Source organism: Ensifer sp. D2-11, assembly GCF_054161295.1.
The window spans coordinates 470,028-495,637 of the sequence record NZ_CP096433.1 but is presented as its reverse complement, the minus strand read 5'-3'; the positions used below and the strand labels follow the sequence as shown (position 1 = coordinate 495,637).

The window sequence follows — 25,610 nt, the reverse complement described above, 5'->3', positions numbered from 1 at the left end:
AGGCATCTGAACTGGGTATGTAGCGTGACTACATTTTACCCAGGAGCAAGGGGGCGCCGCCAGAAACTCCAGTCGGCGCCTATTTATCATGTTGTACGTATAGCATGTCAGGATGATAAATGAAACCGGGATCGCTCCCGCCCTCCCTAAAGGCCGCAATCCCGGACGGAAACCGCTACGCACCTTTCCTGGAATCGCTCTGGCCCTTTGCCGCAATCCCGGACGGAAAACCGCTACGCACTTTTCCTGGAATTGCTCTGGCCCTTTGCCGCAATCCCGGACGGAAAACCGCTACGCACTTTTCCTGGAATTGCTCTTACCAGCAGGTATAGCCGGCATCCGCGGCGACGATGGAACCGGTCATGAGGCTGGAGGCGTCGGAGGCCAGGAAGAGCACGACCGAGGCGATCTCGTCCGGCTGGCCGAGGCGATGCATCGGCGTCATGTCCAGCCATTGCTCGTACATCGGCTTGTCCTCCTTTGCGAAAGTCAGAAGCGGCGTGTCGATATAGGTCGGCGCGACGGAGTTCACCCGCACGCCGCGGGCCGCCCACTCGGCAGCAAGCGAACGGGTCAGGTGATGGACGCCCGCCTTGGCCGCATTGTAGTGCACCTGCTGTTGGGGCCGGTTGACGATCGTGCCGGACATGGAACCGATCGTGACGATCGATCCCCTGCCCTTGGCCAGCATATGCCTGCCGAAGGCCCGGCACGACCGGAAAGCGCCGCTGAGATTGATGCCTATCATCCGCTCCCAGTCCGCATCCGAGAGCTCTTCGGCCGGAACGCCGGCATGGGCGATCCCGGCATTTGCGACGAGGATGTCGGCCGCCCTGCCGCTGACCGCCAGCCGGTCCGCCACCGCATTGACGGAAGCGCTGTCGCCGATGTCGATCAGGTCGGTCTCGACCACGTATCCTTTGGCTGCAAGCGCGGCCCGGCCGGCTTCGCAGCGCTCCGCGCTGATGTCGGTCAGCACGACCGCCGCGCCCGCTTCGCAAAGCGCTTCGGCGCAGGCAAGGCCGATCCCCTGCCCGGCTCCCGTCACCACCGCCACGCGGCCGGAAAGATCGAATTTCCTCAGGTACATATCATTCCTTTCTGGCCGGGCACTGCCGGTCCGTCATTCCCACCTCAACCGTGCTGGATATAGACGGCTTGCGATCCGCATCCGCGCATTCCTGCGCCATGGCGACCGGCGCCGTCGAGGTCAACAGCGCTGCGGCCAGCAACCCCTGCTTCAGCATCGTTTTCATGTTATTCCTCCCCAGTTGATGGCCGGAGGCTCCCTGCCCCGGCACGTGTTGGCTATGAAACTAATTCTCCTCGGAGTTTCCGGCCGGTTCGGCCGGGTCCCGCAGCAGACCAAGAAAGGCCGCGGTATCGGGATCGATCGGAATGCCGGTTTGCGCACGTGCGGCTTCGACACGCCACTCGCGGTCGCCCGGCGCCAGCACTTCGGCCCCCTCCTGCGCGGGCGCGGCCCGCAGGGCTTCCAGATAGGCAGCCATGCCCCGGTTGAAGACGTCGCGTCCGCCAAATCGGTCCGGATCGATGGCAAGCAGGAAATGACCCATTCCGCGCGGAGTCGAATAATCGTCCGTTCCGACCATGGGCATGAGGTCATGATCAAGGGTCATGCCCTGCAGGATGGCCGACAGCAGCGTCGCGACGCCGGCAAGAGCCGCGCCCTTGAAGGAGAAATCCACACCGCCGAGCGGCAGAAGCGTCCTGCCTTCAGAAGGCTCCATGGTCGGCTGGCCCTCCTCGTCGACTGCGACCCCCGCCGGCAAGGACACGCCGAGGGACTTGTAAAGAAGCAGCCGGTTCAGCGGGATAGACGAGGTTGCCATGTCGAGCAGCCAAGGCCGCGCGCTGCCGCTCGGAGCGGCAAAAGCCAGGGGGTTGGTGCCGTGGAAAGCCTCGCGACCCTGAAACGGCGCAACCACCCTATCGGAATTGGTGGTGGCAAAGCCGATCATACCCGCCTCGGCGGCGACCCGTGCATAGGCGCCAGCGGCGCCGAAATGCGAGGAACGAATGACGCCGACCGCGCCGATGCCGCTTTCGCGCGCCAGTTCGATGGCTTGATCCATGGCGACATAGGCCGCGTGGTGGCCGAGAGCGTTGTCGCCGTCCACGACGGCCGTGGCGGCCGCGGTCCGGCGGACCGTCATGCTCGGCGTGCCGTTGACCCGGCCGCCCCGCAGCACGCGGTCATAATGAACCACCAGCCGCACGCCGTGACTGTCCACCCCGATGCGCGAGGCGTGCATCATCGCCCGCACCGCTGCTTCGGCCGAGTCCTGTGCAGCGCCGGCCTGGCGCAACGCGTTTTCGACTCGCGCTTCGAGCAAATCAGGGGCAACTAGTGTCTGGACGGACATATCAAGCCTACCTAGAGATTGCGGGCGACGAGAATTGACGTATCATATCTGATATCTCAGTGTAAATATCAGACAGGTTCGACGTGCCTGCGTTCGAGCTTTTGAATGGAAGGGAGACCTCATGAACACACTTGACCGCGGCCCATCGCTGACCGACCAGGCGGCGCAGCAAATCCGCAGCCGTATCGTGCGCGGCGAGTTCCAGCTCGGCGAACCGCTCTCGGAGATCGCGCTCGCCAGCGAGCTTGGCGTTTCCAAGACGCCCGTGCGCGAGGCGCTGATGGTGCTCAAGCGCCAGGGCCTCATCGAAGTGCATCCGCAGAGAGGCTCGTTCGTCTTCGACATGGATGCAAATCAGGTCCGGAAGCTTTCCGAGCTGCGGGAGGTGCTCGAACTGGCGGCCATGCGGATGGCGCTTGCCACCGACCGCCAGGCGCTCACCCGGCAATGGGCCGATATCGTCAAGGAGATGCGCGAGGCACTCGATGCCGACGACGCGGAACGCTACCGCACTCTCGACGGCGGCTTCCACATGGTCCTCTTCGAACTCGCCGACAATGCCTATCTTCTGGAGGCCTACGAACTGATCGCCTTCCGCGTGCAGGCGCTGCGCAACCGCCTTTCGCTCGCCCCTTCGCTCAACGCCTCCTCGTTCGAAGACCATGTGCGCCTTGCCGAACTGGTCGCGGGAAGCGACGACGATGCCGCAATCGACCTCATGGGCCGGCACATCGCCTCGACGCGGGAACACTATCTGGCTGCGGCAAAGGCGCGCGACGCTGAAGGGGCGGCGGCGGCCAAGGGACGACGCCGCGCAACCCGTCGCTGAGGTCCCACCCTTCCAGCGGTCCGGCCGGAAACGGCATTGACGCCGGACGCCCATGCAATAGCCCTCCCATTGTAGCTAAGCTACATTTTACCGAAGCCATATCACGATAAATGTAGTAATTTCGTGCTTTACCCGGTAATTCCATCCCTGAACGCTAGATTTTCGGATTGACACTCGATTGTCAAGGTAATTAAACTACATTTTTAGAGGCGCCGGGATGCGCCAGCCAGGGAGGGGAAAAGTGTACGCTGAGCTTTTCAGACTGAATGGGCGCGCCGCTTTCGTGACCGGCGGCAGTCGCGGCATCGGCTTCGCCTGTGCCGAGGCGCTTGGCGAAGCCGGTGCGCGCGTGGCCATCTCCGCCCGCTCGCGCGACGAAGGCGAAAAGGCTGTCCGGCAACTGAGGCAGAAGGGGATCGAGGCGATCTACCTGCCCGCCGACATTTCCAACGAGAGCGCTGCGCAGCAGGTCGTCAGGCAGGCAGCAGCAGAGTTGGGCGGGCTCGACATCCTCGTGAACAATGCCGGGATCGCGCGCCATTGCGACAGCCTGAAACTCGAGCCGGAAACCTGGGACGAGGTGATCAACACCAATCTGACCGGCCTTTTCTGGTGCTGTCGCGCGGCTATCGAGACGATGTCGGCGGCCGGGCGCGGCTCGATCGTCAACATCGGATCGATCTCGGGTTACATCAGCAACCTGCCGCAGAACCAGGTCGCCTACAACGCCAGCAAGGCGGGCGTGCACATGTTGACGAAGTCGCTCGCGGGCGAATTCGCCAAGAGCAACATCCGCATCAACGCCGTCGCCCCCGGCTATATCGAGACGGCGATGACGCAGGGTGGTCTGGATGACCCCGAATGGTCGAAGATCTGGCTCGGCATGACGCCTTTGGGCCGCGCGGGCAAGGCCAGCGAAGTCGCGGCGGCGGTGCTGTTCCTCGCTTCGGACGCCGCCAGCTATGTCACCGGCTCGGTGCTCACCATCGACGGTGGCTACACCATCCACTGACCTTCACACCACCATGCACCGATAGGAGCAATTGAATGGCACGGGCATTCGGCGGTCCGAACAAATACATCCAGCGTGCGGGCGAGATCGACAAGCTGGCGGCCTATCTGGCGCCGCTCGGCAAACGCGCGCTCGTCCTGATCGACCGCGTGCTGTTCGACGCACTCAGCGAACGCATCGGCAAAAGCTGCGGCGACTCGCTCGATATCCGCTTCGAGCGGTTCGGCGGAGAGTGCTGCACCTCGGAGATTGAGCGCGTACGCAAGGTCGCAATCGAGCACGGCAGCGATATTCTCGTGGGCGTGGGTGGGGGCAAGACGGCCGACACCGCCAAGATCGTCGCAATCGACACTGGCGCGCGCATCGTCATCGCACCGACGATCGCCTCGACCGACGCGCCCTGCAGCGCGATTGCCGTGCGCTACACCGAACATGGGGTTTACGAGGAGGCGCTCCGCCTGCCCCGCAACCCGGACGCCGTCGTCGTCGATTCCGCGCTGGTGGCAGCCGCGCCGGCACGCTTCCTCGTCGCGGGGATCGGCGATGCGCTTTCGACCTGGTTCGAGGCCCGCTCCAATATCGAGTCGCGCACCGACAATTATGTGGCCGGCGGCTTTCCCGCTACCGAAGCCGGGATGGCGATCGCCCGGCATTGCCAGGATGTGCTGACACGCGATGCCGTCAAGGCGAAGATCGCCGTCGAGGCCGGCCTGCTGACCCCAGCGGTCGAAAACATCATCGAGGCGAACACGCTGCTGTCGGGCCTCGGTTTCGAGAATTGCGGCTGCTCGGCCGCCCATGGCATCCATGACGGCCTGACAGTGCTGGAGGAGGTGCATGGGTATTTCCACGGCGAGAAGGTCGCCTTCGGCACGCTTTGCCTGCTGATGCTGGAGAACCGCGACCGAGCCGAGATCGAGGCGATGATACGCTTCTGCCGCAGCGTCGGACTGCCGACCAAACTGGCGGACCTCGGCATCGTCGATGACGTCCCCGCCAAGATCGGCCGCGTGGCGGAAGCCGCCTGCCGGCCCGGCAACATCATCTATGCCACGCCGGTCACCATTACCGTACCGGCCGTGCGCGACGCGATCCTGGCGCTCGACGCCTTTTCACGCAGCATCCACTGACCGACGGGAGGCAAGCCATGACCGGCAGAAAGCCGCTCGTCATGATCACCGGCGCAAGCGCCGGCATCGGTCAGGAAACCGCACGCGTCTTCTCGGCTGCCGGTTATCCCCTGCTTCTGATCGCCCGCCGATCCGAACTGATCGAGGCGATGGCGCTTCCGAACATGCTCGCGGTCGCCGCCGACGTCCGTGACTATGATGCGCTCGCAAGCGCGATCCGGCAGGGTGAGGCGCGGTTCGGCCCGGTCGACTGCCTCATCAACAATGCCGGCGTCTCCCGTCTCGCCCGGCTCGACGAGCAGGATCCTGCGCAATGGCGCGATCTCGTCGACATCAACTGCCTCGGCGTTCTCAACGGCATGCACGCGGTCGCTCCCGGCATGAAGGAGCGGCGCTGCGGCACCATTGTCAATGTCTCCTCCATCGCAGGCCGCAAGGTCTATCCGCACCATGACGTCTATGGCGGCACCAAGCATTTCGTGCATGCCGTCAGCGAAGGCATGCGCCAGACCATGTCGTCATATCGCGTCCGCGTCATGGTCATCTCGCCCGGTGTTGCGAAGTCGGAGATCGACAAGACCATCACCCACCAGGACGCCTACGATTTCTGGGACAGCGGCCGCAAACAGCTCGACGGCGGGCTGGATGCAAACGACATCGCGCGGACCATGCTCTTTGCCTACGAGCTGCCGCAGGACGTCAATCTCCAGGAGATGACGATCACCCACACAGGCCAGGAATTCTGACATGACGGAAATCCCCTCCTTCGACGACCTGCTCGATTTCAGTGGCAAGACCGTCGTGGTCACGGGCGCCGCCACCGGCATCGGCAGGGCAGTTGCCGAAGCTTTCGCCACGAAGAGGGCGCGCGTCGCGCTTCTTGACCGCGACGCCGCCGTTTCGGATGTGGCCGTTTCGCTCGGCACCGGCCACATCGCCCATGTGGCGGACGTGACGGACGAGCAGGGAGTCGAGCGAGCCGTCAAGTCGGTTACCGAAGCCTTCGGCCGGATCGACATTCTGATCAACAATGCCGGCATCGGGCCGCTTGCCCCTGCGGAAAGCTATCCGACGGCCGAATGGGACCGCACGCTCGCCGTCAATCTCAAGGGTGCCTTCCTCATGGCGCGTGCGATCGCCCCCGGCATGCTGGAGCAGGGGTCGGGCCGCATCGTCAACATGGCCTCCCAGGCGGCGATCATCGGCATCGAGGGCCATGTCGCCTACTGCGCCAGCAAGGCGGGCATTATCGGCATGACGAACTGCATGGCGCTGGAATGGGGTCCGCGCGGGGTCACCGTCAACGCGGTCTCGCCGACAGTGGTGGAAACCGAACTCGGGCTGACCGGCTGGGCTGGAGAGAAAGGCGAGCGCGCCAGGGCCGCCATCCCGACGCGGCGCTTCGCCAAGCCATGGGAGATCGCCGCATCGGTACTCTACCTCGCCAGCGGCGCGGCCGCGATGGTCAACGGCGCGAACCTCATGATCGACGGCGGTTACACGATCACCTGATACCAAGAACGAGACATACGAGGAATCACTTTGACAAAGCTATTTGAGCCCGCAGGGTGCCGGGTCGACCTTCGGACCGGTGCCATGAGCGATGCAACGGGCGCCTACCAGAAACGCTTCCGCGATCTCGCCGGTCTTTATGCCGACGAGGCGGCATTCTCTGCCATGCAGGAAACCTGGAACGATACGGTCGTCTACGAGGTCTCGGAGTTCCGCCCCAACGAACGCACCGGCGACCTCATTTTCGGCGTCACCCGCATGCTGCCGGGCAAGGTGGGCGAAGAGTATTTCGTCACCCGCGGCCACATTCACAAGCAATCGGACCGGCCGGAAATCTACTACGGTCAGAAGGGCCGCGGCCTCATGCTGCTGGAATCTCCGGAGGGCGAAGTCCGCGTCGTGGCCGTCGACGCGCAGACGGTCTGCTACGTGCCGCCGTACTGGATCCACCGGTCGGTGAATATCGGCGGCGACGATCTCGTGATGCTCTTCTGCTACCCTGCCGACTCTGGCCAGGACTACGACTGCATCGCCAAGGCGGGCGGCATGCGTGCGCGCATCATCGATGACGGCAGGGGCGGCTGGAAACAGATCGACAACCCCAACTGGCGGATGCGCGACGCGGCGACGGTCGCCGCGCTCTATGGCCGCGAGAAGAAGGAAGAAAACGCATGATTGCTCCGTTCGACCAAGCCGCAACTCTCGGTGTCGTCCCGGTCATCGCGATCGAGCGCTCCTCCGACGCCGTCGCCCTGGCCGATGCGCTTCTCGAAGGCGGCTTGCCGCTTGCCGAAATCACATTCCGCACCGAAGCGGCCGCCGAGGTGATCGCGATCATGGCCGAGAAGCGCCCGGAACTGCTGGTCGGCGCCGGGACGATCCTGACGCCGGACGCTTTGCGTGCAGCGATCAGCGCGGGTGCGCGCTTCGGCCTCGCGCCCGGCTTCGACGCCGAGATCGTCGCGGCCGCCAAGGCCAAGGATTTTCCATTCGCTCCAGGCATCATGACGCCCTCCGACCTGACGGCCGTATCCCGCAACGACCTGAAGCTCGCCAAATTCTTTCCGGCCAAGGCGGCCGGGGGCCCGTCGATGCTGGAAGCGATCAGTGCCCCCTTCGCTCATCTCGGCACCCGCTTCGTGCCGACCGGCGGCGTCAGCCTCGACAACATGCATGAATGGCTGAAGCTCGGTGCGGTGGCCGCCGTCGGCGGCACCTGGATCGCCACCAAGGCCGACATCGGCGAAGGTCGCTGGGGCGACATCACGGCAAAGGCGCGCGCGGCAGTCGCACGGGCAAAGGAAATACGCGAGGTGACGCGATGAATCGCTACCAGCCCGCGATCCAGCCAACCTTCTACTTCATCGGCGTGACGACGGCGAAAAGCTCGATCATGCGGGTCTTCCCCGCCTGGGCGCGTCACCTCGGCCTGAAGGACGCGGTCCTGAAAGGTATCGACTTTCCGCTTCATGCCGACCCGGCGGCCTATCGGGAGGCCGTTTCCTTCATCAAGTCGGACCCGCTGTCGCTCGGCGCGCTGGTCACGACCCACAAGATCGACCTGTTCAATGCGGCACGCGATCTCTTCGACGTGATCGATCCGCATGCACTGCTGATGCATGAGACGAGCTGCCTGTCGAAACGCGGCGGCAAGCTCGTCTGCCACGCCAAGGACCCCATTTCATCGGGTCTCGCCATCGACGGCTTCTTGCCGGCCGGCCATTTCGCCGAAACCGGCGCGGAAGTTCTGTCGATGGGAGCCGGCGGTTCGACCATCGCCATCACCTGGCATCTCATGCAGGAAAAGCGGGGGGACGACTTGCCCTCGCGCATCGTCGTGACCAACCGGTCGCGCCCCCGCCTCGAGGAATTGAAGCGGATTCACGAGGCAATGGGCGCCCGCGTGAAGGTCGACTATGTCCTGGCCGACCGGCCGGAGCTGAACGATGCGGCCATGGCCTCGCTGAAGCCCGGTTCCATGGTGATCAACGCGACCGGTCTCGGCAAGGACGCGCCGGGTTCGCCGATCACCGATGCCGGCCTTTTCCCCGAGCGCGCCATCGCCTGGGACCTCAACTATCGCGGCGACCTCGTCTTTCTCGATCAGGCGCGACGGCAGCAGGCCAGGCGCGGGCTGCAGGTGGAGGATGGATGGACCTATTTCCTGCACGGCTGGACTCAGGTCATCGCGGAAGTGTTCGACATCGTCATTCCGACCTCCGGGCCGGCCTTCGACGAGATTTCGCAGATCGCCATCGAGGCGGCAAAGGGGTGACGCCGTGAAGCGCATTCTCGTGACACCCCGTTCGCTCTCCCTCGCCCCGCCGCCGGAACTCGAGCCGCTTCGGCAGGCTGGATTCGAGCTCGTATTCTCCACGCCGGGCCGCATGCCGGACGAGGCCGAACTGATCGATCTCGTGCCGGGCTGTGTCGGCTGGCTGGCGGGCGTCGAGCCCGTTTCCGACAGGGTCATCGCCGCCGCCGACAGTCTGCGGGCGATCAGCCGCAACGGCACCGGCATCGACAATCTGCCGCTCTCCCTGCTGAAGGGACGCGGCATCCGCGTCCTCAAGGCCGAGGGGGCCAACGCCGTCGGCGTGGCCGAACTTGCAGTCGGGCTTATCCTTGCCGCCCTGCGTCACATTCCAGCCGAAACGGCCGGCATCCGCGCCGGCGGCTGGCCCCGCTCGCGCGGCAAGGAAATCGCCGAACGCACCGTCGGGATTATCGGTTGCGGCGCGATCGGAAAACGCGTTGCACGCGCCGTCTCGGCGATGCGGGCCAGCGTCATCGCCCATGATCCGTTCCGCCCGAACGTCGAAGTGTATGGCCCGTTCAAATGGGGGAGCCTCGACGAGGTCTTCGCGGAGGCGGACATCGTCTCGCTGCATTGCCCGGCACCTGCCGATGGCCGCCCGATCGTCGATGCGGCGCGTCTGGCGGCAGTGCCCCCGCACGCCATCCTCATCAATACCGCACGCGCAACACTGGTGGACGAGGTGGCGGTGCGCGCCGCACTCGACGAGGGCCGGCTGCAGGCCTATGCGACCGATGTCTTCGTCGAGGAACCGCCGGCGCCCGGCTCCCTTGCCAGCCATCCGCGCGTCATCGCCACCAGCCATATCGGCGGCTTGACCGACGAGAGCGTCAGCAAGGCGACCGCGATTGCCGTGACGAACCTTCTCTCGGCCCTGGAGGAGGAGAGCGCATGATGTCGCTGTCGACCGTGCCTTTTTCGGCTTCGCTTACCGAGCGGCTCGCCGCGCCGCCCGCCGGCGGCATCCGGCTCTACTGGCTCGGGCAGGCCGGTTTCGTGATCGCGACGAACCGCTTCCGTATCGTCGTCGACCCCTATCTCTCCGACAGCCTCGCGGAAAAATACCGCGGCAAGCGCTTCGAGCACGACCGCATGATGGCGGCACCGGTCGCCCCGTCCGCGCTCGGCCCGGTCGACCTCGTGCTCGTGACGCATCAGCATACCGACCACATGGATCCACAGACCCTCATGCCGATCGCCGCGGCCAACCCGGATTGCCGCTTCGTCGTGCCCCGCGCCGCGCTGGCTGCCGCGCAGGAGCGTATCGGCGTCAGGCCGGAACGGCTTGTCGCAGTCGACGCGGGCGAGCGCATCGAACCTCTTGCCGGACTCGGCGTCACCGCAATCCGCGCCGCGCATGAAACACTCGAACGCACCCCCGAGGGCTGGCACAGGTTCCTCGGTTATGTGATCGCGGCCGAGGGTGCGCGCCTCTATCATTCCGGTGACACGATCCCTTACGAGGGTCTCGTCGAGGAGGTATCGCCCTTCCGGGTAGACTTGGCGCTCCTGCCGGTCAACGGCCGCCGCGCCGAACTTACGGAGGCCGGCATTGCCGGCAACCTGACGCTGGACGAGGCATGCCTGCTGGCGGAGCGGATCGGCGCGTCCGACATGATCGCCCATCACTACGGCATGTTCGCCTTCAATACCGAAGACCCTCGGGTGATCGACGCCAAATCGGCGGCCGCTGATTGCAGGGTACGGCTCCATCGGGCAAAGCTGTCGGTCGAATACCGACTGTCCAAGTAACCGGGGATCTCCATGTCGACCAATGCGCTCCAGCCCAAAACGATCGGCGGCAACAACAACATACTCGAAGTCATCAGGCTGAAGCGCGCGGATCTGCGCAAGTCGGACCGCAAGGTAGCCGAACTCGTTCTGGCCGATCCGAAGCGCGTGATCAATGCGACCATCGCCGAGGCGGCGGAATGGGCGGAGGTGAGCCAGCCGACAGTGATCCGTTTCTGCGCCTCGATCGGATGCCAGGGATATCAGGACTTCAAGCTCCGCCTCGCCCAGAGTCTGGCGCTCGGCATGTCCGCGACCCACTCGGTCATCGACGCCGACGACACTCCGGCCAAGGTCTCGGAGAAGATCTTCGACTATACGATCACCAGCCTCGACTGGGTGCGCAATCACCTCGACCCGGTCCAGGTCGACCGAGCCGTCGACGCGCTCGCCAAGGCCAATCGCATCGAGTTCTTCGGTTTCGGCGCATCGGGCATCGTCGCGCGCGACGCCCAGCAGAAGTTTCCCCTCTTCGGAGTCCCCTGCGGCGCGGAAACCGACGCCCACCAGCAGATCATGGTCGTTTCCATGCTGAAGCCCGGCGACGTCGCGGTCGTCATCTCCAATACCGGCGCGACGCTGGCGATCATCGAAACCGCGCGCCGGGCGCGCGAGAGCGGCTGTCAGGTCATCGGCATCGTCGGGTCGGACGGCCCGCTGGTCGAATTCTGCGATATCGTGCTGATGGTCGAGACGCTGGAAAATACCAACATCTACACGCCGACGATCTCCCGCATCGCCGCGCTGACGGTCGTCGACATCCTGTCCACCAGCGTCGCACTGCGCCGGGGCGCAGAACATGTCGATCTTTTCACCGGCATGAAGCGCAATCTTCGTTACCTACGCACGAGCACAGAGACATAGAGATGAACGACACAAGCAACCGCCGCCAGCCGCCGGCCTCGCTCGCCCCTCGCGATCTCGCCGCCTTGATCGATATCAGCGCGGTCCAGGCCTTCCACACGGAGGCGGACGTGCGGGAGCTGGCGGGAATCGCGGTTGCGGAAGGGTTCATCGCTGCGCATGCCCTGCCGAATTTCGTGCCGCTGCTCAGAAGCCTCGTCCCCTCGGGCGGCCTGACGCTTGTCGGCGGTCCGGTGGGCTTCCCCTCGGGCGGCCACAGCACCCGTACCAAGACCGCCGAGGCTGTGGAGCTTGCCGAGAACGGCGCGCAGGAACTCGACATGATGATCAATGTCGGCCGCCTCAAATCCGGCGACTTCGGCTATGTCCGCAACGAGATACGCGCCGTCGCAGAGGCTATTGCCCCGGTGCCGCTCAAGGTCATTCTGGAACTCGCCCATCTGACGGACGAGGAGATCCGGGCGGCGTCGACGATCGTTGCCGAAAGCGGAGCCGCCTTCGTGAAGACCGGCACCGGCTGGACGCCGAGCGCCACGACGCTGGAAAAGCTGAAACTCATCGTCGAAACCGTTGGGGACGCGGTGGAGATCAAGGCCTCCGGCGGCATCCGTTCGCTCGATGCCATCGCGGGCATGATGCGTCTGGGGGTCACCCGCTTCGGCATCAACACGCAGGTCGCCGTCGACCTCGTGCGCCAGTGCGCCGCCCTGCCCGGCGGCCGCCTCGACATTGCCGGCAAGGCGGGCTGACGCCATGGGCGACACCGTTGCGGCATTCGACCTCGGGACCGGTGGCGTCAAGGCGGCGATATTCCGTCCCGACGGGACCTGCATTGCGGAAGAGGTCGTTTCCTACAGAACGTTCTATCCCTCGTCCTCCTGTCACGAGCAGCGTCCCGAAGACTGGTGGGAGGCTATTTGCGCCAGCCTGCGGACTCTGTTCGAGAATACCGCGGTAAAGGCCGGCGACATCCGCGCCATTGCCGTGTCGGGCCACAGCCTCGGCTGCCTTCCGCTCGACGAAAACGGCGCGCTTCTGCAGGAGTTCGTACCGATCTGGTCCGACGGACGCGCCGTCGCGGAAGCGGAGGATTTCTTCACGCGCGTCGATCCGGACACCTGGTACCGGACGACCGGCAACGGTTTTCCGGCGCCCCTCTACACCGTGTTCAAGGCCATGTGGCTGCGCCGGAACGCACCCGACATCTTCGCGCGGACACGCACGATCATCGGCACGAAGGACTACATCAACCTGCGGCTGACCGGCCGTACTGCCACCGATCCGTCATATGCCTCGGGCACCGGCGTCTACGATCTCAAGGCAGGGCGCTATTCCGCCGAGCTTGTCGAAGCGGCGGGACTGAGCCGGGAGCTGTTCCCGCCCATCGTCGCCTCCACCGATGTCCTCGGCGACGTCCTGCCCGAAATTGCCGAACGGCTCGGTCTCTTCCCAGGGGTGAAAGTCGTCGCGGGTGGCGTAGACAACAGTTGCATGGCGCTTGGCGGCCGCACCTTTCTCGAGGGCGACGCCTATGCCTCGATGGGCTCATCGAGCTGGATCACCGTTTCCGCTTCCGAGCCCCTCCTCGACGATCGGGTGCGTCCCTTCGTGTTCGCCCATGTGGCGCCAGGCATGTTCATTTCGGCGACCTCGATCTTTTCCTCCGGCACGAGCTTCAACTGGGTGACGGACACGCTGCTGCCGGACGTGAAGCATGCGGCCAAGGTTGCCGGCATGGACGTCCATGACGCGCTCTTCCGGCTCGCCGGCGAGGCTCCGGCCGGTGCGCGCGGCCTGATCTTCGTGCCGACGCTCGGCGGCGGCACGAGCTTCGAGGGCGGGCCGGCGGTGCGCGGAGGCTTCGTCGGGCTGGACCTGCAGCACGGCCGTGCCGACATCCTGCGCGCAACGCTCGAGGGGGTGGCACTCGGCCTGCGGATCGCCTTGGACGAGTTGCGCCGGATGACGGCCATCGGCCCGGAAATGATCATCGTCGGTGGCGGCGCGCGCAGCGCCTTCTGGCGGCAGGTCTTCGCCGATGTCTTCGACTGCGCGATCGTCAAGACGAGGGTCGATCAGCAGGCGGCGGCACTCGGTGCTGCGGCGCTGGCCTTCGTCGGCATGGGTCTGTGGGAGGACTTCCTGCCGATCCGCACGCTGCACGTTGCGGAAGGACGCAGCGAACCCGCGCCGGAAGCGCGCAAGGTCTACCGGGCCGCGCTTGCTGCCTATCGCCGGGCGGCCGAGCAGCAACACGAACTGTCCGGCGCACTCGCCGCATTGAGGGAGGCCGCAACATGACCGGAGAACTCTTTCTCGCGATCGACGTCGGTACCGGGAGCGTGCGGGCGGCGCTCATCGACACCCGCGGGAAGATCGTCGAAATCGCCGCGCGCGAGCACGACCAGATCGTGCCGCAGTTCGGCTGGGCAGAGCAGCGACCGCTCGACTGGTGGGAGGGGGCCTGCACCGCCGTTCGAACCGTGCTCGACAAGGCGGAAGGCGCACGCGAGCGCATTTCCATCATCGCTGTATGCGGCCAGATGCACGGTCTCGTGCTCATCGACGATGCCGGGCAATTGACGCGCGATACCGCACCGCTCTGGAACGACAAGCGCACGCTGAACCTCGTGCGCCGTTTCGAGGCGGAGAACGAGCCCGACAGCTATCTCGCCGAAAGCGGCAACACGCCGACCCCGGCCTGGCCGGGCTTCAAGCTGCAATGGGTGCGCGATGCCGACCCCGAGGCCTATCGGCGCAGCGCCGTCGCCATCATGCCGAAGGACTACATCAACTTCCAACTGACCGGCGAGATCGCCATGGATACCGGCGACGCCTCCTGCAGCTTCCTGATGAACCCTGCAACGCTCGCCTGGTCGCCGGCGATGATCGAGCGAATGGGGCTTGATGCCCGGCTGCTACCGCCCATCCGCAACCCTCTGGAAATCATCGGCCGCGTCACGGACGAGGCCGCTCTCGCAACAGGACTGAGCGCCGGCACGCCCGTCATGGTGGGCGGAGCGGACTATCCGATGGCGCTGCTCGGCTCGGGCGTCTGCCGGCCCGGCCTCGGATCGGACAGCACGGGCACCGGTGCCATCGTCACGATGATCGCCGACAAGCCCCTGCTGGATCCGGAGATTTCCAACGTCGCCACCATCGAAGGCAACTGGGCTCCCTTCGTGCTTCTCGAAACCGGCGGCGACGGCATGCGCTGGGCGCGGCGCGCCTTCCATGACGGCGCGCTGAGCTATGGCGACATCGTCGCGCGCGCCGAAAAGGCGCCGGCCGGCTGCGAGGCACTGCTGTTCATGCCGTTTCTCACCGGCGAACGCCTCGGTCAGCATCGCAATGCACGGGCACAATTCTTCGGCCTCGGCGCCGGGCACGGCATGGAGCACCTGCACCGGGCCATACTGGAAGGGATCGCCTTCGCCATGGCCCGTCATATCCGTATCATGGAGCATAGCTCGGGCAAGCGCCTGGAGCGCATGATAGCGGCCGGCGGCGGTGCCCGCACGAAGCTATGGCTCAAGATCAAGGCAAGCGTCTTCGACACACCGGTGCTGGTGCCGCAAGAACCCGAATGCGGCCTCATGGGCTGCGCGGCCATGGCCGCGACCGCGACGGGCCGCTTTTCCCGGCCGGACGACGCGGCGGACGCCTATGTGCGCTATGCGGACGAAATCGCGCCGGACCCCGCATGGGTCGAGGTCTACAGCCATGTCCAGCCGGTTTTCGACCGGCTCTATCATCACAGCATGGCGCTTTATGACGACATGGATGCGCTTGCCGCCCGGATCCACCCGCCCGGCACGCGGCCCTGAACAACGACTATCATGCCTGAGGAGGAATTCATGAAAGACATCATCGATACGTTTCGTCCGGACCTTTTTGCCGGAAAGGACATTCTCGTCACCGGCGGTTCGTCCGGCATCGGCCTTGCCATCGCACAGGGCTTTGCCCGGCTCGGCGGATCGGTCATCGCGCTCGGCAGTTCGGAAACAAAGCTCAAGGCTGCCGCGGCCGACCCCGAAAACACGGCAATCCGCTTCGAGCGGGTCGACGTGCGCGACCCGGAAGCGATCAACGCCTTCGCCAGGACGCTGCGCAAGCTCGACGTTCTGGTCAACGGCGCAGGCATTGCCCGGCCCGAGGCGGAATTCGAGGACGCCACCTACATGGAGGTGATGGACGTCAACCTGAATAGCCAGATGCGCTTCGCCATGGCCGTCCTGCCGCTCCTGAAGGCCTCGCGCGGTGTCATTCTCAACACGGCCTCGATGCTGAGCTATGTCAGCGATCCGCTCGTGCCGGCCTATGGCGCCAGCAAGTCGGGGGTGCTCGGCCTCACGCGCCATCTCGCTCACGCCTTCGGCCCGGACGGCATCCGCGTCAACGCCATCTCGCCCGGCTATCACAAGACCGACATGACGAAGGGTCTTTGGACCGACCCGGTACCGGCGGAGAAGATCGCCCAGCGTTCGGCGCTCAAGCGCTGGGGCACCGTGGACGACCTGGTGGGAACCGCCCTCTTCCTCGCCTCGCCTGCCGCGGAATTCATCACCGGCGCGGACTTGCCAGTCGATGGCGGCTTCGTGGTCGGCGGCTTTTAGTGAGATCACGATGATTTCAGGTCGGATCGACCTAAGATCACGAGAGCGGAATCGGGCGGAGAACCGCGCACACTTTTCCTCGTCCCGCTCTGGCTTGCCCCTCATCCGGCCTGTCGGCCACCTTCTCCCCGCAAGCGGGGCGAAGGCCCTGGCGAGCGCCTCCGCCACCATGATCACCAGCGTTGCGCGGGGCACCTCCCCTCGCCCCCTTGGGTGGCCTAACGGCGCGATCGGGCGGTGACGAACTGTATGAGCATTGCCAGGATGATGATCAGTCCGAGATAGACGTTCTGGTGATAACCCGGCACGCCGGCGAGGTTCATGATGTTGGTGATGATACCGAGGATCAGCGCGCCGAGCAGCGTGTTGAACATGCCGCCGCGCCCGCCCATGAGGCTGGCCCCGCCAATGACGACCGCCGCGATGACATCGAGCTCCGCACCGACACCGACCTGAGGCGTGCCGATGCCCGTCCGTCCCGCAGCGACGATGCCCGCGACGGCGGCGAGCGCGCCGCTGATGACATAGACCGACAAGACATAGCGCTCGACCGGCACGCCGGAGAGCCGCACGGCCTCCTCGTTCGAGCCGATCGCGGTGACGATGCGGCCGAAGCTCGTATAGAGCAGCACCACGCCCCCGATTGCATAGATGACCAGCATCAGGATCGCTGGCTGTGGAATGCCGAAGAGAAAGCCGCTGCCGAAATCGACGAGCGACGCGCCGGGCGATCCCATGGTGATTGGGCGGCCAGCACTGATGATCAGCGAGATGCCGCGGGCGATCGCCATCATCGCCAGCGAGATGACAAAGGACGGCAAACGCATGTAGGCGACGAAGAAGCCGGTGACCACGCCGCAGGCGGCGCCGGTCAGAATGACCAGCAGGATCGCTATCGGCACGCCGTAGCCCTGTGCCGCGACAAGGTGGGCGCAGAGCACCGATCCGACGGCGGCGATGGAGCCCACCGAGAGGTCGATGCCCCGCGTGAGCACGACGAAGAGCATGCCGATGGCCATGATGCCGGCGCCGGAGGCGACCTGGCGCACGACGTTCATCAGGTTGCGCTCCGTCAGGAACGCATCTGACCAGAAGGACGCGACGGCCACCAGCACCAGGAAGATGCCGAACGTGCCGTAGTGGCGGATCGCGTCCAGAACGCGCGGCGTAAACGACGAGGGCGCGGCGGCGCTTGCGGACGTAATGCTCATTGGCTTGTCTCATCCCTTTCCCTGGCCGACCGGGTCATTGCCAGCGTCAGCAATTGCTGCTCGGTGAACTTGCTTTCGGTGAGTTCGCCGACGATAGCCCCTTCCGCCATCACGAGAACGCGGTCGCAGATGCCGAACAGTTCCTGATGTTCGGACGAAATAACGAGGATTGCTTTCCCGGCTTTGGCGAGCTCATTGATCAGATTGTAGATTTCGCCTTTCGCTCCGACGTCGACGCCGCGCGTCGGTTCGTCGAGGATGAGCAGGTCGCAATCGGCGTGAAACCATTTGGCAAGCGCCACTTTCTGCTGGTTGCCGCCCGAAAGACTCGAAACCGGCGCGTCGACGCTCGACGCCTTGAGGCGCATCTCGGCGCCAAGCGCCACGGCGACCTGCCGCTCCTTGCCCGCGTCGAGGAAGCCGAGACGGGATATGCTGCGGATCCTGGCAAGCGTCGTGTTGATCCGGATCGGCGCATCGAGGATGACGCCCTGCTGCTTGCGGTCTTCCGGAACGAGGCCGATGCGGGCGCGCACGGCCTCGCGCGGTGAGGAGAGATGGAGCGGTTTGCCGTTGAGTTCCACAGTGCCCGAATCCATCTTGTCGGCGCCGAAGACGAGGCGGGCGACTTCGGTACGGCCGGAACCAACGAGACCCCCGAGGCCGACGACCTCGCCGGCACGGACCGAGAAACTGACGTCGCGGACCTTGCGGCCGCGCGAAACGTTGCGCACGCGGACGACCACCTCGCCCGGCACACGCCCGGCCTTGGATGGAAAAAGCGCGGACATCTGCCGCCCGACCATGCGTGCGATCACCGCGTCGACATCCGTTGCGGAGGTCTCCAGCGTTTCCACATGCGAGCCGTCCTTCATGACGGTGATGCGGTCTGAAAGGTCGAAGACCTCGTTCAGACGGTGGGAGATGTAGACGACGCCGGTACCGCCCGCGCGCAACTCGCGGATGATCGCGAGCAGGCGCTCGGCATCGGTGTTGGCAAGCACCGCGGTCGGCTCGTCGAAGACGATGATGCGCGCCCGGTTGGAGAGTGCCTTGGCGATCTCCACGACCTGCTGGTGAGCGACGGTCAGGCGTCCGGCGTGGGTGGCGGGGTCGATATCGAAGCCGAGGCGTTCGAGGATTTCGCTGGCCGCCTTGCGCAGCCGGCGGTGATTGACGATGCGCGGCAGGCGCCCGAGAAAGATGTTTTCCGCGACCGTCAGGTCGGGCGCCAGCGCCAGTTCCTGATGGATCACCGAAATGCCCCGGCCGGCGGCGCCCCGCGCGCCGGAATGCTGCATCGTCTCGCCGTGAATGCTGACGCTCCCGGAGGTCGGCTTCATTTCGCCGGCAAGCACGCGCATCAGCGTGGATTTTCCCGCGCCGTTCTCACCGACCAGCGCATGGACTTCGCCGGCCCTCAGGTCGAAGTCGACGCCCTTCAGGGCCTGTACTCCGCTAAAGTTCTTGCTGATGCCGGACAGTCTGACAAGTACGGTCATTGGCTCTCCAGGGATGCACCGGAGACCCGGTGCATCCTATTCTTCGTCGATCAGAATACGGACTGCGGGTTGTAGTATTTGTCGACGTTTTCCGCGGAGATGACGTCGGCCGGCGTCAGGTGCAGCTTCGGGAAGTCGGCCGGAAGCTCGCCCTTGAAGGCCTTGTAGGCGATATCGAAGGCGGTGCGTCCGACGAGGTCCGGATCGTTCAGGCCGGTGGCGCCGTAGGTCCCTTCCTTGACCATCTCCAGCGCCTCGCGCTGTCCGTCGGCCGCGGCGGCAAACAGGATGCCATCGAGACCGGCAGCCTTCGCGGCCTGAACCGCGCCGAGGACCATGGAGTCGTTTTCGCCGACGACGAGGTTGGCGTCCGGATGGGCCTGGAACAGGTCTTCCGCAGCCTTCAGCCCGCCGTCCGTCGCCCAGTCGCCCCAGCCCTGGCCCAGAATCTGGAGGTTGACCGCACCTTCATTGACGAGCTGGCCTTCCACGATGCCCTTGATGACGCCCATGCGGCGATCGAGGCCGCCGGGATTGCCCTGATTGCCGGACAGGAGGAGCATCTTGATCGGCGTGCCCTTCATCTTCTTGGCGATCCAGTCGCCGACGAGACGGCCGTTCTCGTCATTCGAGGAGCGGACCTGGGTGACGACGTTGGCCTTGGGATTCAGCGTGGAATCCATCACGACGACCTTCACGCCGGCCTTGGTAGCGGCGTCGGCGGCCGGAACGAGCGCCTCCTGGTCACGCGGGTTGAGGATCAGAATGTCGATTCCTTTGGCGATCATGTCCTCGACGTCGTTGATCTGCTTGGAAAAGTCATTCTGACTGTCCGCCGTCGTGATCTCGCAACCCCGGTCCTTGGCCGCCTTTTCAACCGCAGCGACCTGCGCCGCGAAATAGGGCGCATTGAGCGAGGGCATGGTGAGGCCCACCTTGCACTCCTCGGCCATGGCAGCAGAGGTCAGGCAGAACAAGGCCACGGACCCTGCCAGAAGCGTCTTGATGCTGGACATTGTAACTCCTCCTTATTGATTGCTGTTCGTTCGTTCCGGCATCCGGCATGGATGCGGTCACCAGAGCGTGTATCCTCCATCCGCAAGCACGATCGATCCGGTCATCAGGCTGGCCGCCGGGGAGGACAGGAAGAGGATCACGCTTGCGACCTCGTGGTCCTTGCCCATGCGCGCCATGGGCGTGGAATCGAGCCAGCGGTCGAGCATGGGCCTGTCGTTCTCGACGAGCGCGTTGAGCGGCGTTTCGATGTAGGTGGGCGCGACCGCGTTGACCCGCACGCCACGCGGCGCCCATTCGGCGGCGAGCGACTTGGTCAGGTGGTGTACGGCGGCCTTCGAGGCGTTGTAGTGCGCCTGCGGCTGGGGCCGGTTGACGATGAAGCCGGACATGGAGCCGACATTGACGATCGATCCGCGACCGGCCGAAAGCATGTGCCGGCCGAAGGCGCGGCTGCACCAGTAGACGCCGTTCAAGTTGACGTCGATGACTTTGAGCCAGCGTTCGTCCTCCATGTCCTCGGCCGGGATGTCACTGAGCGCGATGCCCGCATTGTTGACGAGGATGGAAGCGCCGCCTTTCACGGTTAGTTCGTCCGCGATTGCCTGCATCCGGGCTGGATCGGTAACGTCGCCCTCGTGCACGGAGACGTCGTAGCCCTTCGCCTGAAGGATCGCATGGGCCTCTTCAAGGAGCGCCGGATCACGTTCGATGATGGCAAGGCGCGCGCCTGCCTCGCCGAGCGCATCGGCGCTTGCGAGCCCTATGCCGCGTCCTCCTCCGGTGACGACCGCAAGTTCGCCGTCGAGCCTGAAGCGTTCGAGATACACCCCTATCCTCCCTCTGTGCATGCCGTAGCCCGACCTCCGGGCGCGCGTCCGGGAGGCCGCGCAACTGCGCGGCCCTCGGCTGCGAACCGTCGGTCCTCGATTTTGCTGTCCGGGAGCCGATCGCGACCCCCCACTACTCCCGGATTTGATGTCCCAGCCCAGTCTGTTATATCAGAAAGGCTTTTTGTAATGTTGTACGTACATCGTAATCAGAATGCACTGCGGGTGTCAACGGCCGGTACACCAGTCGGACGCATTTAAAGATGTCCGCTTGTCAGGTCATGGGTAGGACAGGCAGAGTTGCCCGCCACGGTACGAAAGGCAGAGATTCGCATGAGCATCGAACGCAGTTCACCCATCCCACTTTATTTTCAGCTCGCGGGGGAGCTACGGGCCGCGATCGAATCCGGCGCTTATCCTCCCGGCAGCAAGCTGCCGACCGAAGGCGAACTCTGTCAGCAGTACGACGTCTCGCGCAGCGTCGTCCGGCAGGCGCTTCAGTCGCTTGCCCACGACAATCTCATCGAGACGGAGCGCGGCCGCGGCGCCTTCGTGCTGGAACGCAAGGTGCCGATCGCGCTCGTCCAGCAGCTCGATCCCCTGCTTGAAAGCATGGCCAAGGCCGGGTTCAAGCTGACGACCCGGGTGTTGAAGCAGGAGCGCATCAAGCCGCCCGCCCATGTCGCGGAGCAGATCGGCGAAAACGATGCGGTGTTTCTGGAGCGCCTGCGCTATGCGGACGGGGTGGTTTTCCTCGTAGTGCGCAACTTCCTGCCCTACTCGCGCTTTCCCGACCTGTTGCAGTCGAAGGAGCTCGAGGACGTCTCCCTCTATCAGTATCTTGCCAAGCGTTATAACGCCGTGGCGACGACCGGCAAACGGCAGGTCGAGCTCGCCCGCATCAATGAAGAGGCGATCGCCGCCCAGTTACATGTGGAAATGAACAGTTACGTCCTGTTCAACCGGGAAGTCACCTACGACCAGAACAAACAGGTGCTCGAATATTACGAGTCCTGGCACCATCCCGATCGCACCCGGCTGACCATCGACCTGCACCGGACCTATTGAGACCGGTGCGGCATTCTCAGGCGTGCTTGAGGCCACGATAGGTGGCGCGAAACCGGGGCAGGAGTGCGTCGAGCCCCTGGAACGGGCGGGGTTCGATCGGCCTGCCGAGATCGTCCGGGAACGGGATGGCCTCGATGCAGCGCCAATGGCCGGCGGCCATGCCGCCGAGATAGGCCGCGCCGATTGTGGCATTGCCGAGATCGTGTGCCGGCACAAGCGGCACCTCCAGAATGTCCGCCAGCATCTGCTGCCAGCGCGGGTCCGTGCTGCCGCCCCCGGTCAGGAGTATCCGATCGGCCGAAACACCGACACCGCGCAAGGCATCCCAACTGTCGCGCACGGCGAGGGCAACGCCTTCGAAGACCGAGCGGATGAGCTGGCCGCGCGTGCAGCCAAGGCGCATATTGGCCCAGGCGGCCGAGGCGTTCGGATCGAGCAGCGGCGCTCGCTCGCCCGTCACATAGGGCAGGAAGATGACGCCGCCATTGCCTTCGTTCTCCTCGAAGCCGGAGCGGTACATTTCCGCCCAGGAGGCGCCGAGGACAGTGCGGGCCCATTCGAATACCGTGCCGCCGTTCTGGAGGGCGGCCATCGAGTAGAGATTGCCGCCGATGCCGCGATAGCTGTTGTAAAAGGGCTGGACCCGCGGTTCGATGGATTCGACCACCGACATGATCTGGATGCCCGATCCCACCTGGAGGATGGTGGAGCCGGGCTTCGTCTGGCCCATGCCGAAGAGGCAGGAAGCCGTATCGGAAAGACCTGCGGCCACCGGCGTGCCGGCAGCAAGGCCGAGCTCGGCGGCCGCGGCCGCACTCAACCTGCCGGCTATCGAATGGGATTCGACGATGGGTGCAAGGATCGCGGGATCGATCGAAAGGGAGCTGAGGACATCGGTTGCCCAGCGGCCGGCTCCGACATCGTAGAGCAGCGTCATCGACGCGTCGGAGGGCTCGGTCGCGACCTCGCCCGTCATGACGAGCCGCAGCCAATCCTTGGGGGCGAGAATGCGGCGAATCGCGGCATAGGTGGCCGGCTCGTTCCGCCGCAGCCACAGCAGGGAGAGACCGGCCATCCCGCTGACAACGGGATTGGCGAGCGGACGCCGCACCGCTTCCGGGAGGGCAAGCACCGCCTCCATTTCCGCCGTCGCACGCTGGTCGGCCCACAGAATGGCGGGCCGAAGCGGCTTGGCGTCTGCACCGACGGCGACAAGACCGTGTGCCTGGCCCGAGAGGCCGATGCCGCGAACGTCGCCACCGTGCCCGTCGCAGCAGGCGCGCACGGCCGCCACCGTTTGTGCCCACCAATCCGCGGGTGACGTCTCGGCATAACCCGGCATGGGCGAGGAGACGGGATAGGCCCGCGCGGCCTCGGCGACAGCCTTGCCGTCGCCGTCGATCAGAAGCGCTTTGACCGATCCGGTGCCAAGGTCGATGCCGAGATACATGCTTTCCCCATCATTGGATCATCGTGTCAGCACAGGAACTGACCGGCCTCGGATACGATCCGCTCAGCCGTCAGGTTCATGGCGCGGTAGATTTCCGGTCCTGGCGCGGATTCGCCGAAACGGTCGACGCCGACGACCGTACCCGGTCCCTTGAGGAACTGGTACCAATAAAGCGGAGAGGCCGCCTCGACAAATACCGTCGGCGTGCCGAAAGCCAGCACGCTTTCCTGATAGTCACGGTCCTGCGCTGCGAAGAGATTGCCATTGGGAATGGAGACGAGCCGAACCGCCTTGCGCTGCCCCTCCAGCATCGCCGCGGCTTCGAGGACAAGGCCGATCTCGGACCCGGTCGCAACGAGGACGATATCGGGCTTTCCGCCCGCGTCCTGCAGCACGTAACCGCCGCGACGGATACCGTCGAGATCGCCGCTCCGGTGCGCGAAAACCGCACCGTCCTGTCGCGCAGCAACGATAACGCTTGGCCCTTCACGCTTCAGCGCCGATTCCCAGGCAACGAGAGCCTCCAGTTCGCTGCCCGGCCGCCAGAGCGACATGTTCGGGATCGCGCGGAGCGCCACCAGTTGCTCGCACGGCTGATGCGTCGGTCCGTCCTCGCCCACTCCGATCGAATCGTGCGTGTAGAGGAAGATGGTCTTGAGGCCCATCAACGCCGAAAGGCGCACGGCATTGCGGCTGTAATCGCTGAACACGAGATAGCAGGCGCCGTAGGGGATGAGACCGCCATGGGCCGCCATGCCGTTCATCATTGCCGACATGCCGAACTCGCGCACGCCATAGTGCACGAAATTCCCTGAAAAATCGTCCGGCGTGATGGAACGCGCCGCACCTGTCCAGGCCAGCGTCGACATCGAAACATCGGCCGAACCACCGATCACCTCCGGCACGCTTGCGAGGAGATTGCCGAGAACGCGGTTGGAAGCCTTGCGGATCGGTTGCCTGACCGGTTCTTGAGCAAGAATCCGCTCTGCCTCGCTTGCCACGACCGCATCGAAATCGTCCGGCAGCCGGCCTGCTGTACGCCGCATCAGCTCGGCGGCCAGTTCGGGATGCTTTGCCTCATAGGCCGTAAAAAGTGCATTCCATTCGGCTTCCGCCCTCTCGCCGCGCGGGCGGGCGTCCCAGGCCCGCATCACGGTATCCGGCACGACGAAAGCCTCATGCTTCCAGCCAAGGTGCTCGCGGGTGCGGGCCACCTCCTCCACGCCGAGCGGCGCCCCATGCACCTCCTCCTTGCCCTGCTTGTTCGGCGATCCATAGCCGATGATCGTCTTGCAGCAGATCATGGTCGGCTTGTCGGTCGAGCGGCGGGCGGCATCGAAGGCCGCGGTGATTGCCTCCGCATCATGGCCGTCCACGTCCGCGATGACGTTCCAGCCGAGCGCACGGAAACGAGCGGCCGTGTCGTCGGCGAACCAGCCCGGCGTCTCGCCGTCGATGGAGATCCTGTTGTCGTCATAGACGGCGATGAGCTTGTTGAGCTTCAAAGTGCCGGCGAGCGAGGCGGCCTCCTGCGCTACGCCCTCCATGAGGCAGCCGTCCCCGACGAAAACATAGGTGAAGTGATCGACCACGGGAAAGCCGTCGCGATTGAACTCCTGCGCAAGCTTCTTTTCGGCCAGTGCCATGCCGGCCGCCGTGGCAAAACCTTGGCCGAGTGGGCCGGTCGTCGTCTCGACCCCTGCCGTGATTCCGTATTCCGGATGGCCGGGCGTCCTGGAATGCAGCTTGCGGTGATCCTTCAGGTCCTGAACCGTAAGCCCGTAGCCGGAGAGATGCAGCAACGAATAGGTCAGCATCGACCCATGTCCGTTCGACTGCACGAAACGGTCACGGTTGATCCATTTCGGATTGGCCGGATTGTGCCGCAGGAAGTCGTTCCACAGAACCTCGGCAATGTCCGCCATTCCCATGGCCGTTCCGGGGTGGCCCGAATTCGCCGTCTGCACGACGTCAACAGTTAGAAATCGAATGGCGTTCGCCAGCGCACGGCGGTCGGACATATGAAGCCTCCAAATATCTCTTCATCCTATAATGTTGTAATTACAACATGACAAGG

Annotated in this window: 25 protein-coding genes; 16 read left to right on the top strand and 9 right to left on the bottom strand. The window is 64.8% G+C overall.

Annotated features, from left to right (window positions below; translation table 11 throughout):
- Window positions 1-316: 316 nt before the first annotated feature.
- Genes M1D34_RS02310 through M1D34_RS02300 form a run of 3 tightly spaced genes read right to left on the bottom strand, consistent with a single transcriptional unit; the run spans window position 317 to window position 2,387 of the window.
- Window positions 317-1,090 (bottom strand): SDR family oxidoreductase, encoded by a 774-nt coding sequence (locus M1D34_RS02310; RefSeq protein WP_010970017.1) that lies wholly within the window; start codon window positions 1,088-1,090, stop codon window positions 317-319.
- A gap of 1 nt (window position 1,091) precedes the next feature.
- The gene (locus M1D34_RS02305; RefSeq protein ID WP_498780476.1) at window positions 1,092-1,256 is read right to left on the bottom strand and encodes a hypothetical protein; all 165 of its coding nucleotides are present in this window, start codon (window positions 1,254-1,256) and stop codon (window positions 1,092-1,094) included.
- A gap of 60 nt (window positions 1,257-1,316) precedes the next feature.
- Window positions 1,317-2,387: an Ldh family oxidoreductase gene (locus tag M1D34_RS02300; RefSeq protein ID WP_498780474.1), complete on the bottom strand. Its 1,071-nt coding sequence runs from the start codon at window positions 2,385-2,387 to the stop codon at window positions 1,317-1,319.
- Between the two features lie 121 nt (window positions 2,388-2,508).
- Between M1D34_RS02300 and M1D34_RS02295 the strand changes: the two genes are divergently transcribed.
- The 15 genes from M1D34_RS02295 to M1D34_RS02225 all read left to right on the top strand — a co-directional run bounded on the left by M1D34_RS02295 (window position 2,509) and on the right by M1D34_RS02225 (window position 16,458).
- Window positions 2,509-3,216: a GntR family transcriptional regulator gene (locus M1D34_RS02295; RefSeq protein WP_015007872.1), complete on the top strand. Its 708-nt coding sequence runs from the start codon at window positions 2,509-2,511 to the stop codon at window positions 3,214-3,216.
- A 241-nt stretch (window positions 3,217-3,457) separates the two neighbouring features.
- Window positions 3,458-4,228: an SDR family NAD(P)-dependent oxidoreductase gene (locus tag M1D34_RS02290; RefSeq protein ID WP_080599775.1), complete on the top strand. Its 771-nt coding sequence runs from the start codon at window positions 3,458-3,460 to the stop codon at window positions 4,226-4,228.
- A 35-nt stretch (window positions 4,229-4,263) separates the two neighbouring features.
- Window positions 4,264-5,358, top strand: coding sequence for a glycerol dehydrogenase (locus M1D34_RS02285; RefSeq protein ID WP_010970021.1), 1,095 nt, complete (start codon window positions 4,264-4,266; stop codon window positions 5,356-5,358).
- 17 nt (window positions 5,359-5,375) lie between these two features.
- Window positions 5,376-6,104 carry an SDR family oxidoreductase gene (locus tag M1D34_RS02280; protein WP_013844797.1) on the top strand — a complete coding sequence of 243 codons (729 nt, stop codon included), beginning with the start codon at window positions 5,376-5,378 and terminating at the stop codon, window positions 6,102-6,104.
- 1 nt (window position 6,105) lies between these two features.
- On the top strand, window positions 6,106-6,870 hold the full coding sequence (locus tag M1D34_RS02275; protein WP_013844798.1) for an SDR family oxidoreductase: 765 nt from the start codon (window positions 6,106-6,108) through the stop codon (window positions 6,868-6,870).
- 30 nt (window positions 6,871-6,900) lie between these two features.
- Window positions 6,901-7,545, top strand: a complete 645-nt coding sequence (locus M1D34_RS02270; RefSeq protein WP_107608285.1) for a glucose-6-phosphate isomerase — start codon at window positions 6,901-6,903, stop codon at window positions 7,543-7,545.
- Window positions 7,542-8,195: a bifunctional 4-hydroxy-2-oxoglutarate aldolase/2-dehydro-3-deoxy-phosphogluconate aldolase gene (locus M1D34_RS02265; RefSeq protein ID WP_107608286.1), complete on the top strand. Its 654-nt coding sequence runs from the start codon at window positions 7,542-7,544 to the stop codon at window positions 8,193-8,195. The genes M1D34_RS02270 and M1D34_RS02265 overlap by 4 nt, the downstream gene beginning before the upstream one ends.
- The gene (locus M1D34_RS02260) at window positions 8,192-9,145 is read left to right on the top strand and encodes a shikimate dehydrogenase family protein (protein ID WP_127596009.1); all 954 of its coding nucleotides are present in this window, start codon (window positions 8,192-8,194) and stop codon (window positions 9,143-9,145) included. Before M1D34_RS02265 ends, M1D34_RS02260 begins: the two co-directional genes overlap by 4 nt.
- A gap of 4 nt (window positions 9,146-9,149) precedes the next feature.
- The gene (locus M1D34_RS02255) at window positions 9,150-10,082 is read left to right on the top strand and encodes a phosphoglycerate dehydrogenase (RefSeq protein WP_010970028.1); all 933 of its coding nucleotides are present in this window, start codon (window positions 9,150-9,152) and stop codon (window positions 10,080-10,082) included.
- Complete coding sequence (locus tag M1D34_RS02250) at window positions 10,079-10,939, top strand: MBL fold metallo-hydrolase (RefSeq protein WP_153314626.1); 861 nt, start codon at window positions 10,079-10,081, stop codon at window positions 10,937-10,939. The genes M1D34_RS02255 and M1D34_RS02250 overlap by 4 nt, the downstream gene beginning before the upstream one ends.
- A gap of 12 nt (window positions 10,940-10,951) precedes the next feature.
- On the top strand, window positions 10,952-11,842 hold the full coding sequence (locus M1D34_RS02245) for an SIS domain-containing protein (protein WP_010970030.1): 891 nt from the start codon (window positions 10,952-10,954) through the stop codon (window positions 11,840-11,842).
- Between the two features lie 2 nt (window positions 11,843-11,844).
- Entirely contained in the window at window positions 11,845-12,591 is a 747-nt protein-coding gene (gene deoC / locus M1D34_RS02240) for a deoxyribose-phosphate aldolase (RefSeq protein WP_498780468.1), read from the top strand.
- Between the two features lie 4 nt (window positions 12,592-12,595).
- A complete protein-coding gene (locus M1D34_RS02235; RefSeq protein ID WP_498780466.1) occupies window positions 12,596-14,143 on the top strand; it encodes a xylulokinase in 1,548 nt (515 codons plus the stop codon).
- The gene (locus M1D34_RS02230; protein ID WP_498780464.1) at window positions 14,140-15,669 is read left to right on the top strand and encodes a xylulokinase; all 1,530 of its coding nucleotides are present in this window, start codon (window positions 14,140-14,142) and stop codon (window positions 15,667-15,669) included. The genes M1D34_RS02235 and M1D34_RS02230 overlap by 4 nt, the downstream gene beginning before the upstream one ends.
- Window positions 15,670-15,699: 30 nt before the next feature.
- Window positions 15,700-16,458, top strand: a complete 759-nt coding sequence (locus M1D34_RS02225) for an SDR family NAD(P)-dependent oxidoreductase (RefSeq protein WP_027993392.1) — start codon at window positions 15,700-15,702, stop codon at window positions 16,456-16,458.
- Window positions 16,459-16,676: 218 nt separating this feature from the next.
- Here the strand turns inward: M1D34_RS02225 and M1D34_RS02220 are convergent, their stop codons facing one another.
- Genes M1D34_RS02220 through M1D34_RS02205 form a run of 4 tightly spaced genes read right to left on the bottom strand, consistent with a single transcriptional unit; the run spans window position 16,677 to window position 21,015 of the window.
- The gene (locus tag M1D34_RS02220) at window positions 16,677-17,669 is read right to left on the bottom strand and encodes an ABC transporter permease (RefSeq protein WP_498780462.1); all 993 of its coding nucleotides are present in this window, start codon (window positions 17,667-17,669) and stop codon (window positions 16,677-16,679) included.
- Entirely contained in the window at window positions 17,666-19,171 is a 1,506-nt protein-coding gene (locus M1D34_RS02215) for a sugar ABC transporter ATP-binding protein (RefSeq protein WP_498780460.1), read from the bottom strand. The genes M1D34_RS02220 and M1D34_RS02215 overlap by 4 nt, the downstream gene beginning before the upstream one ends.
- 50 nt (window positions 19,172-19,221) lie before the next feature.
- On the bottom strand, window positions 19,222-20,187 hold the full coding sequence (locus tag M1D34_RS02210) for a substrate-binding domain-containing protein (protein ID WP_028009988.1): 966 nt from the start codon (window positions 20,185-20,187) through the stop codon (window positions 19,222-19,224).
- A gap of 57 nt (window positions 20,188-20,244) precedes the next feature.
- Window positions 20,245-21,015 carry an SDR family NAD(P)-dependent oxidoreductase gene (locus M1D34_RS02205; RefSeq protein WP_498780458.1) on the bottom strand — a complete coding sequence of 257 codons (771 nt, stop codon included), beginning with the start codon at window positions 21,013-21,015 and terminating at the stop codon, window positions 20,245-20,247.
- Window positions 21,016-21,348: 333 nt separating this feature from the next.
- Here M1D34_RS02205 and M1D34_RS02200 point away from each other — a divergent pair, with 333 nt between their 5' ends.
- Window positions 21,349-22,083, top strand: coding sequence for a GntR family transcriptional regulator (locus M1D34_RS02200; protein ID WP_010970039.1), 735 nt, complete (start codon window positions 21,349-21,351; stop codon window positions 22,081-22,083).
- A gap of 16 nt (window positions 22,084-22,099) precedes the next feature.
- Here M1D34_RS02200 and M1D34_RS02195 read toward each other — a convergent pair whose 3' ends face one another.
- Window positions 22,100-23,533: a xylulokinase gene (locus M1D34_RS02195; protein WP_015007891.1), complete on the bottom strand. Its 1,434-nt coding sequence runs from the start codon at window positions 23,531-23,533 to the stop codon at window positions 22,100-22,102.
- Window positions 23,534-23,559: 26 nt separating this feature from the next.
- On the bottom strand, window positions 23,560-25,554 hold the full coding sequence (gene tkt, locus M1D34_RS02190) for a transketolase (protein ID WP_498780456.1): 1,995 nt from the start codon (window positions 25,552-25,554) through the stop codon (window positions 23,560-23,562).
- Between the last annotated feature and the right edge of the window lie 56 nt (window positions 25,555-25,610).

Bases quoted from the DNA above. Each gene is read 5' to 3' on its own strand.
- M1D34_RS02310 (WP_010970017.1), bottom strand. From the start codon at position 1,090: ATGTACCTGAGGAAATTCGATCTTTCCGGCCGCGTGGCGGTGGTGACG.
- M1D34_RS02305 (WP_498780476.1), bottom strand. From the start codon at position 1,256: ATGAAAACGATGCTGAAGCAGGGGTTGCTGGCCGCAGCGCTGTTGACC.
- M1D34_RS02300 (WP_498780474.1), bottom strand. From the start codon at position 2,387: ATGTCCGTCCAGACACTAGTTGCCCCTGATTTGCTCGAAGCGCGAGTC.
- M1D34_RS02295 (WP_015007872.1), top strand. From the start codon at position 2,509: ATGAACACACTTGACCGCGGCCCATCGCTGACCGACCAGGCGGCGCAG.
- M1D34_RS02285 (WP_010970021.1), top strand. From the start codon at position 4,264: ATGGCACGGGCATTCGGCGGTCCGAACAAATACATCCAGCGTGCGGGC.
- M1D34_RS02280 (WP_013844797.1), top strand. From the start codon at position 5,376: ATGACCGGCAGAAAGCCGCTCGTCATGATCACCGGCGCAAGCGCCGGC.
- M1D34_RS02275 (WP_013844798.1), top strand. From the start codon at position 6,106: ATGACGGAAATCCCCTCCTTCGACGACCTGCTCGATTTCAGTGGCAAG.
- M1D34_RS02265 (WP_107608286.1), top strand. From the start codon at position 7,542: ATGATTGCTCCGTTCGACCAAGCCGCAACTCTCGGTGTCGTCCCGGTC.
- M1D34_RS02260 (WP_127596009.1), top strand. From the start codon at position 8,192: ATGAATCGCTACCAGCCCGCGATCCAGCCAACCTTCTACTTCATCGGC.
- M1D34_RS02250 (WP_153314626.1), top strand. From the start codon at position 10,079: ATGATGTCGCTGTCGACCGTGCCTTTTTCGGCTTCGCTTACCGAGCGG.
- M1D34_RS02245 (WP_010970030.1), top strand. From the start codon at position 10,952: ATGTCGACCAATGCGCTCCAGCCCAAAACGATCGGCGGCAACAACAAC.
- deoC (WP_498780468.1), top strand. From the start codon at position 11,845: ATGAACGACACAAGCAACCGCCGCCAGCCGCCGGCCTCGCTCGCCCCT.
- M1D34_RS02235 (WP_498780466.1), top strand. From the start codon at position 12,596: ATGGGCGACACCGTTGCGGCATTCGACCTCGGGACCGGTGGCGTCAAG.
- M1D34_RS02230 (WP_498780464.1), top strand. From the start codon at position 14,140: ATGACCGGAGAACTCTTTCTCGCGATCGACGTCGGTACCGGGAGCGTG.
- M1D34_RS02225 (WP_027993392.1), top strand. From the start codon at position 15,700: ATGAAAGACATCATCGATACGTTTCGTCCGGACCTTTTTGCCGGAAAG.
- M1D34_RS02220 (WP_498780462.1), bottom strand. From the start codon at position 17,669: ATGAGCATTACGTCCGCAAGCGCCGCCGCGCCCTCGTCGTTTACGCCG.
- M1D34_RS02215 (WP_498780460.1), bottom strand. From the start codon at position 19,171: ATGACCGTACTTGTCAGACTGTCCGGCATCAGCAAGAACTTTAGCGGA.
- M1D34_RS02210 (WP_028009988.1), bottom strand. From the start codon at position 20,187: ATGTCCAGCATCAAGACGCTTCTGGCAGGGTCCGTGGCCTTGTTCTGC.
- M1D34_RS02200 (WP_010970039.1), top strand. From the start codon at position 21,349: ATGAGCATCGAACGCAGTTCACCCATCCCACTTTATTTTCAGCTCGCG.
- M1D34_RS02195 (WP_015007891.1), bottom strand. From the start codon at position 23,533: ATGTATCTCGGCATCGACCTTGGCACCGGATCGGTCAAAGCGCTTCTG.
- tkt (WP_498780456.1), bottom strand. From the start codon at position 25,554: ATGTCCGACCGCCGTGCGCTGGCGAACGCCATTCGATTTCTAACTGTT.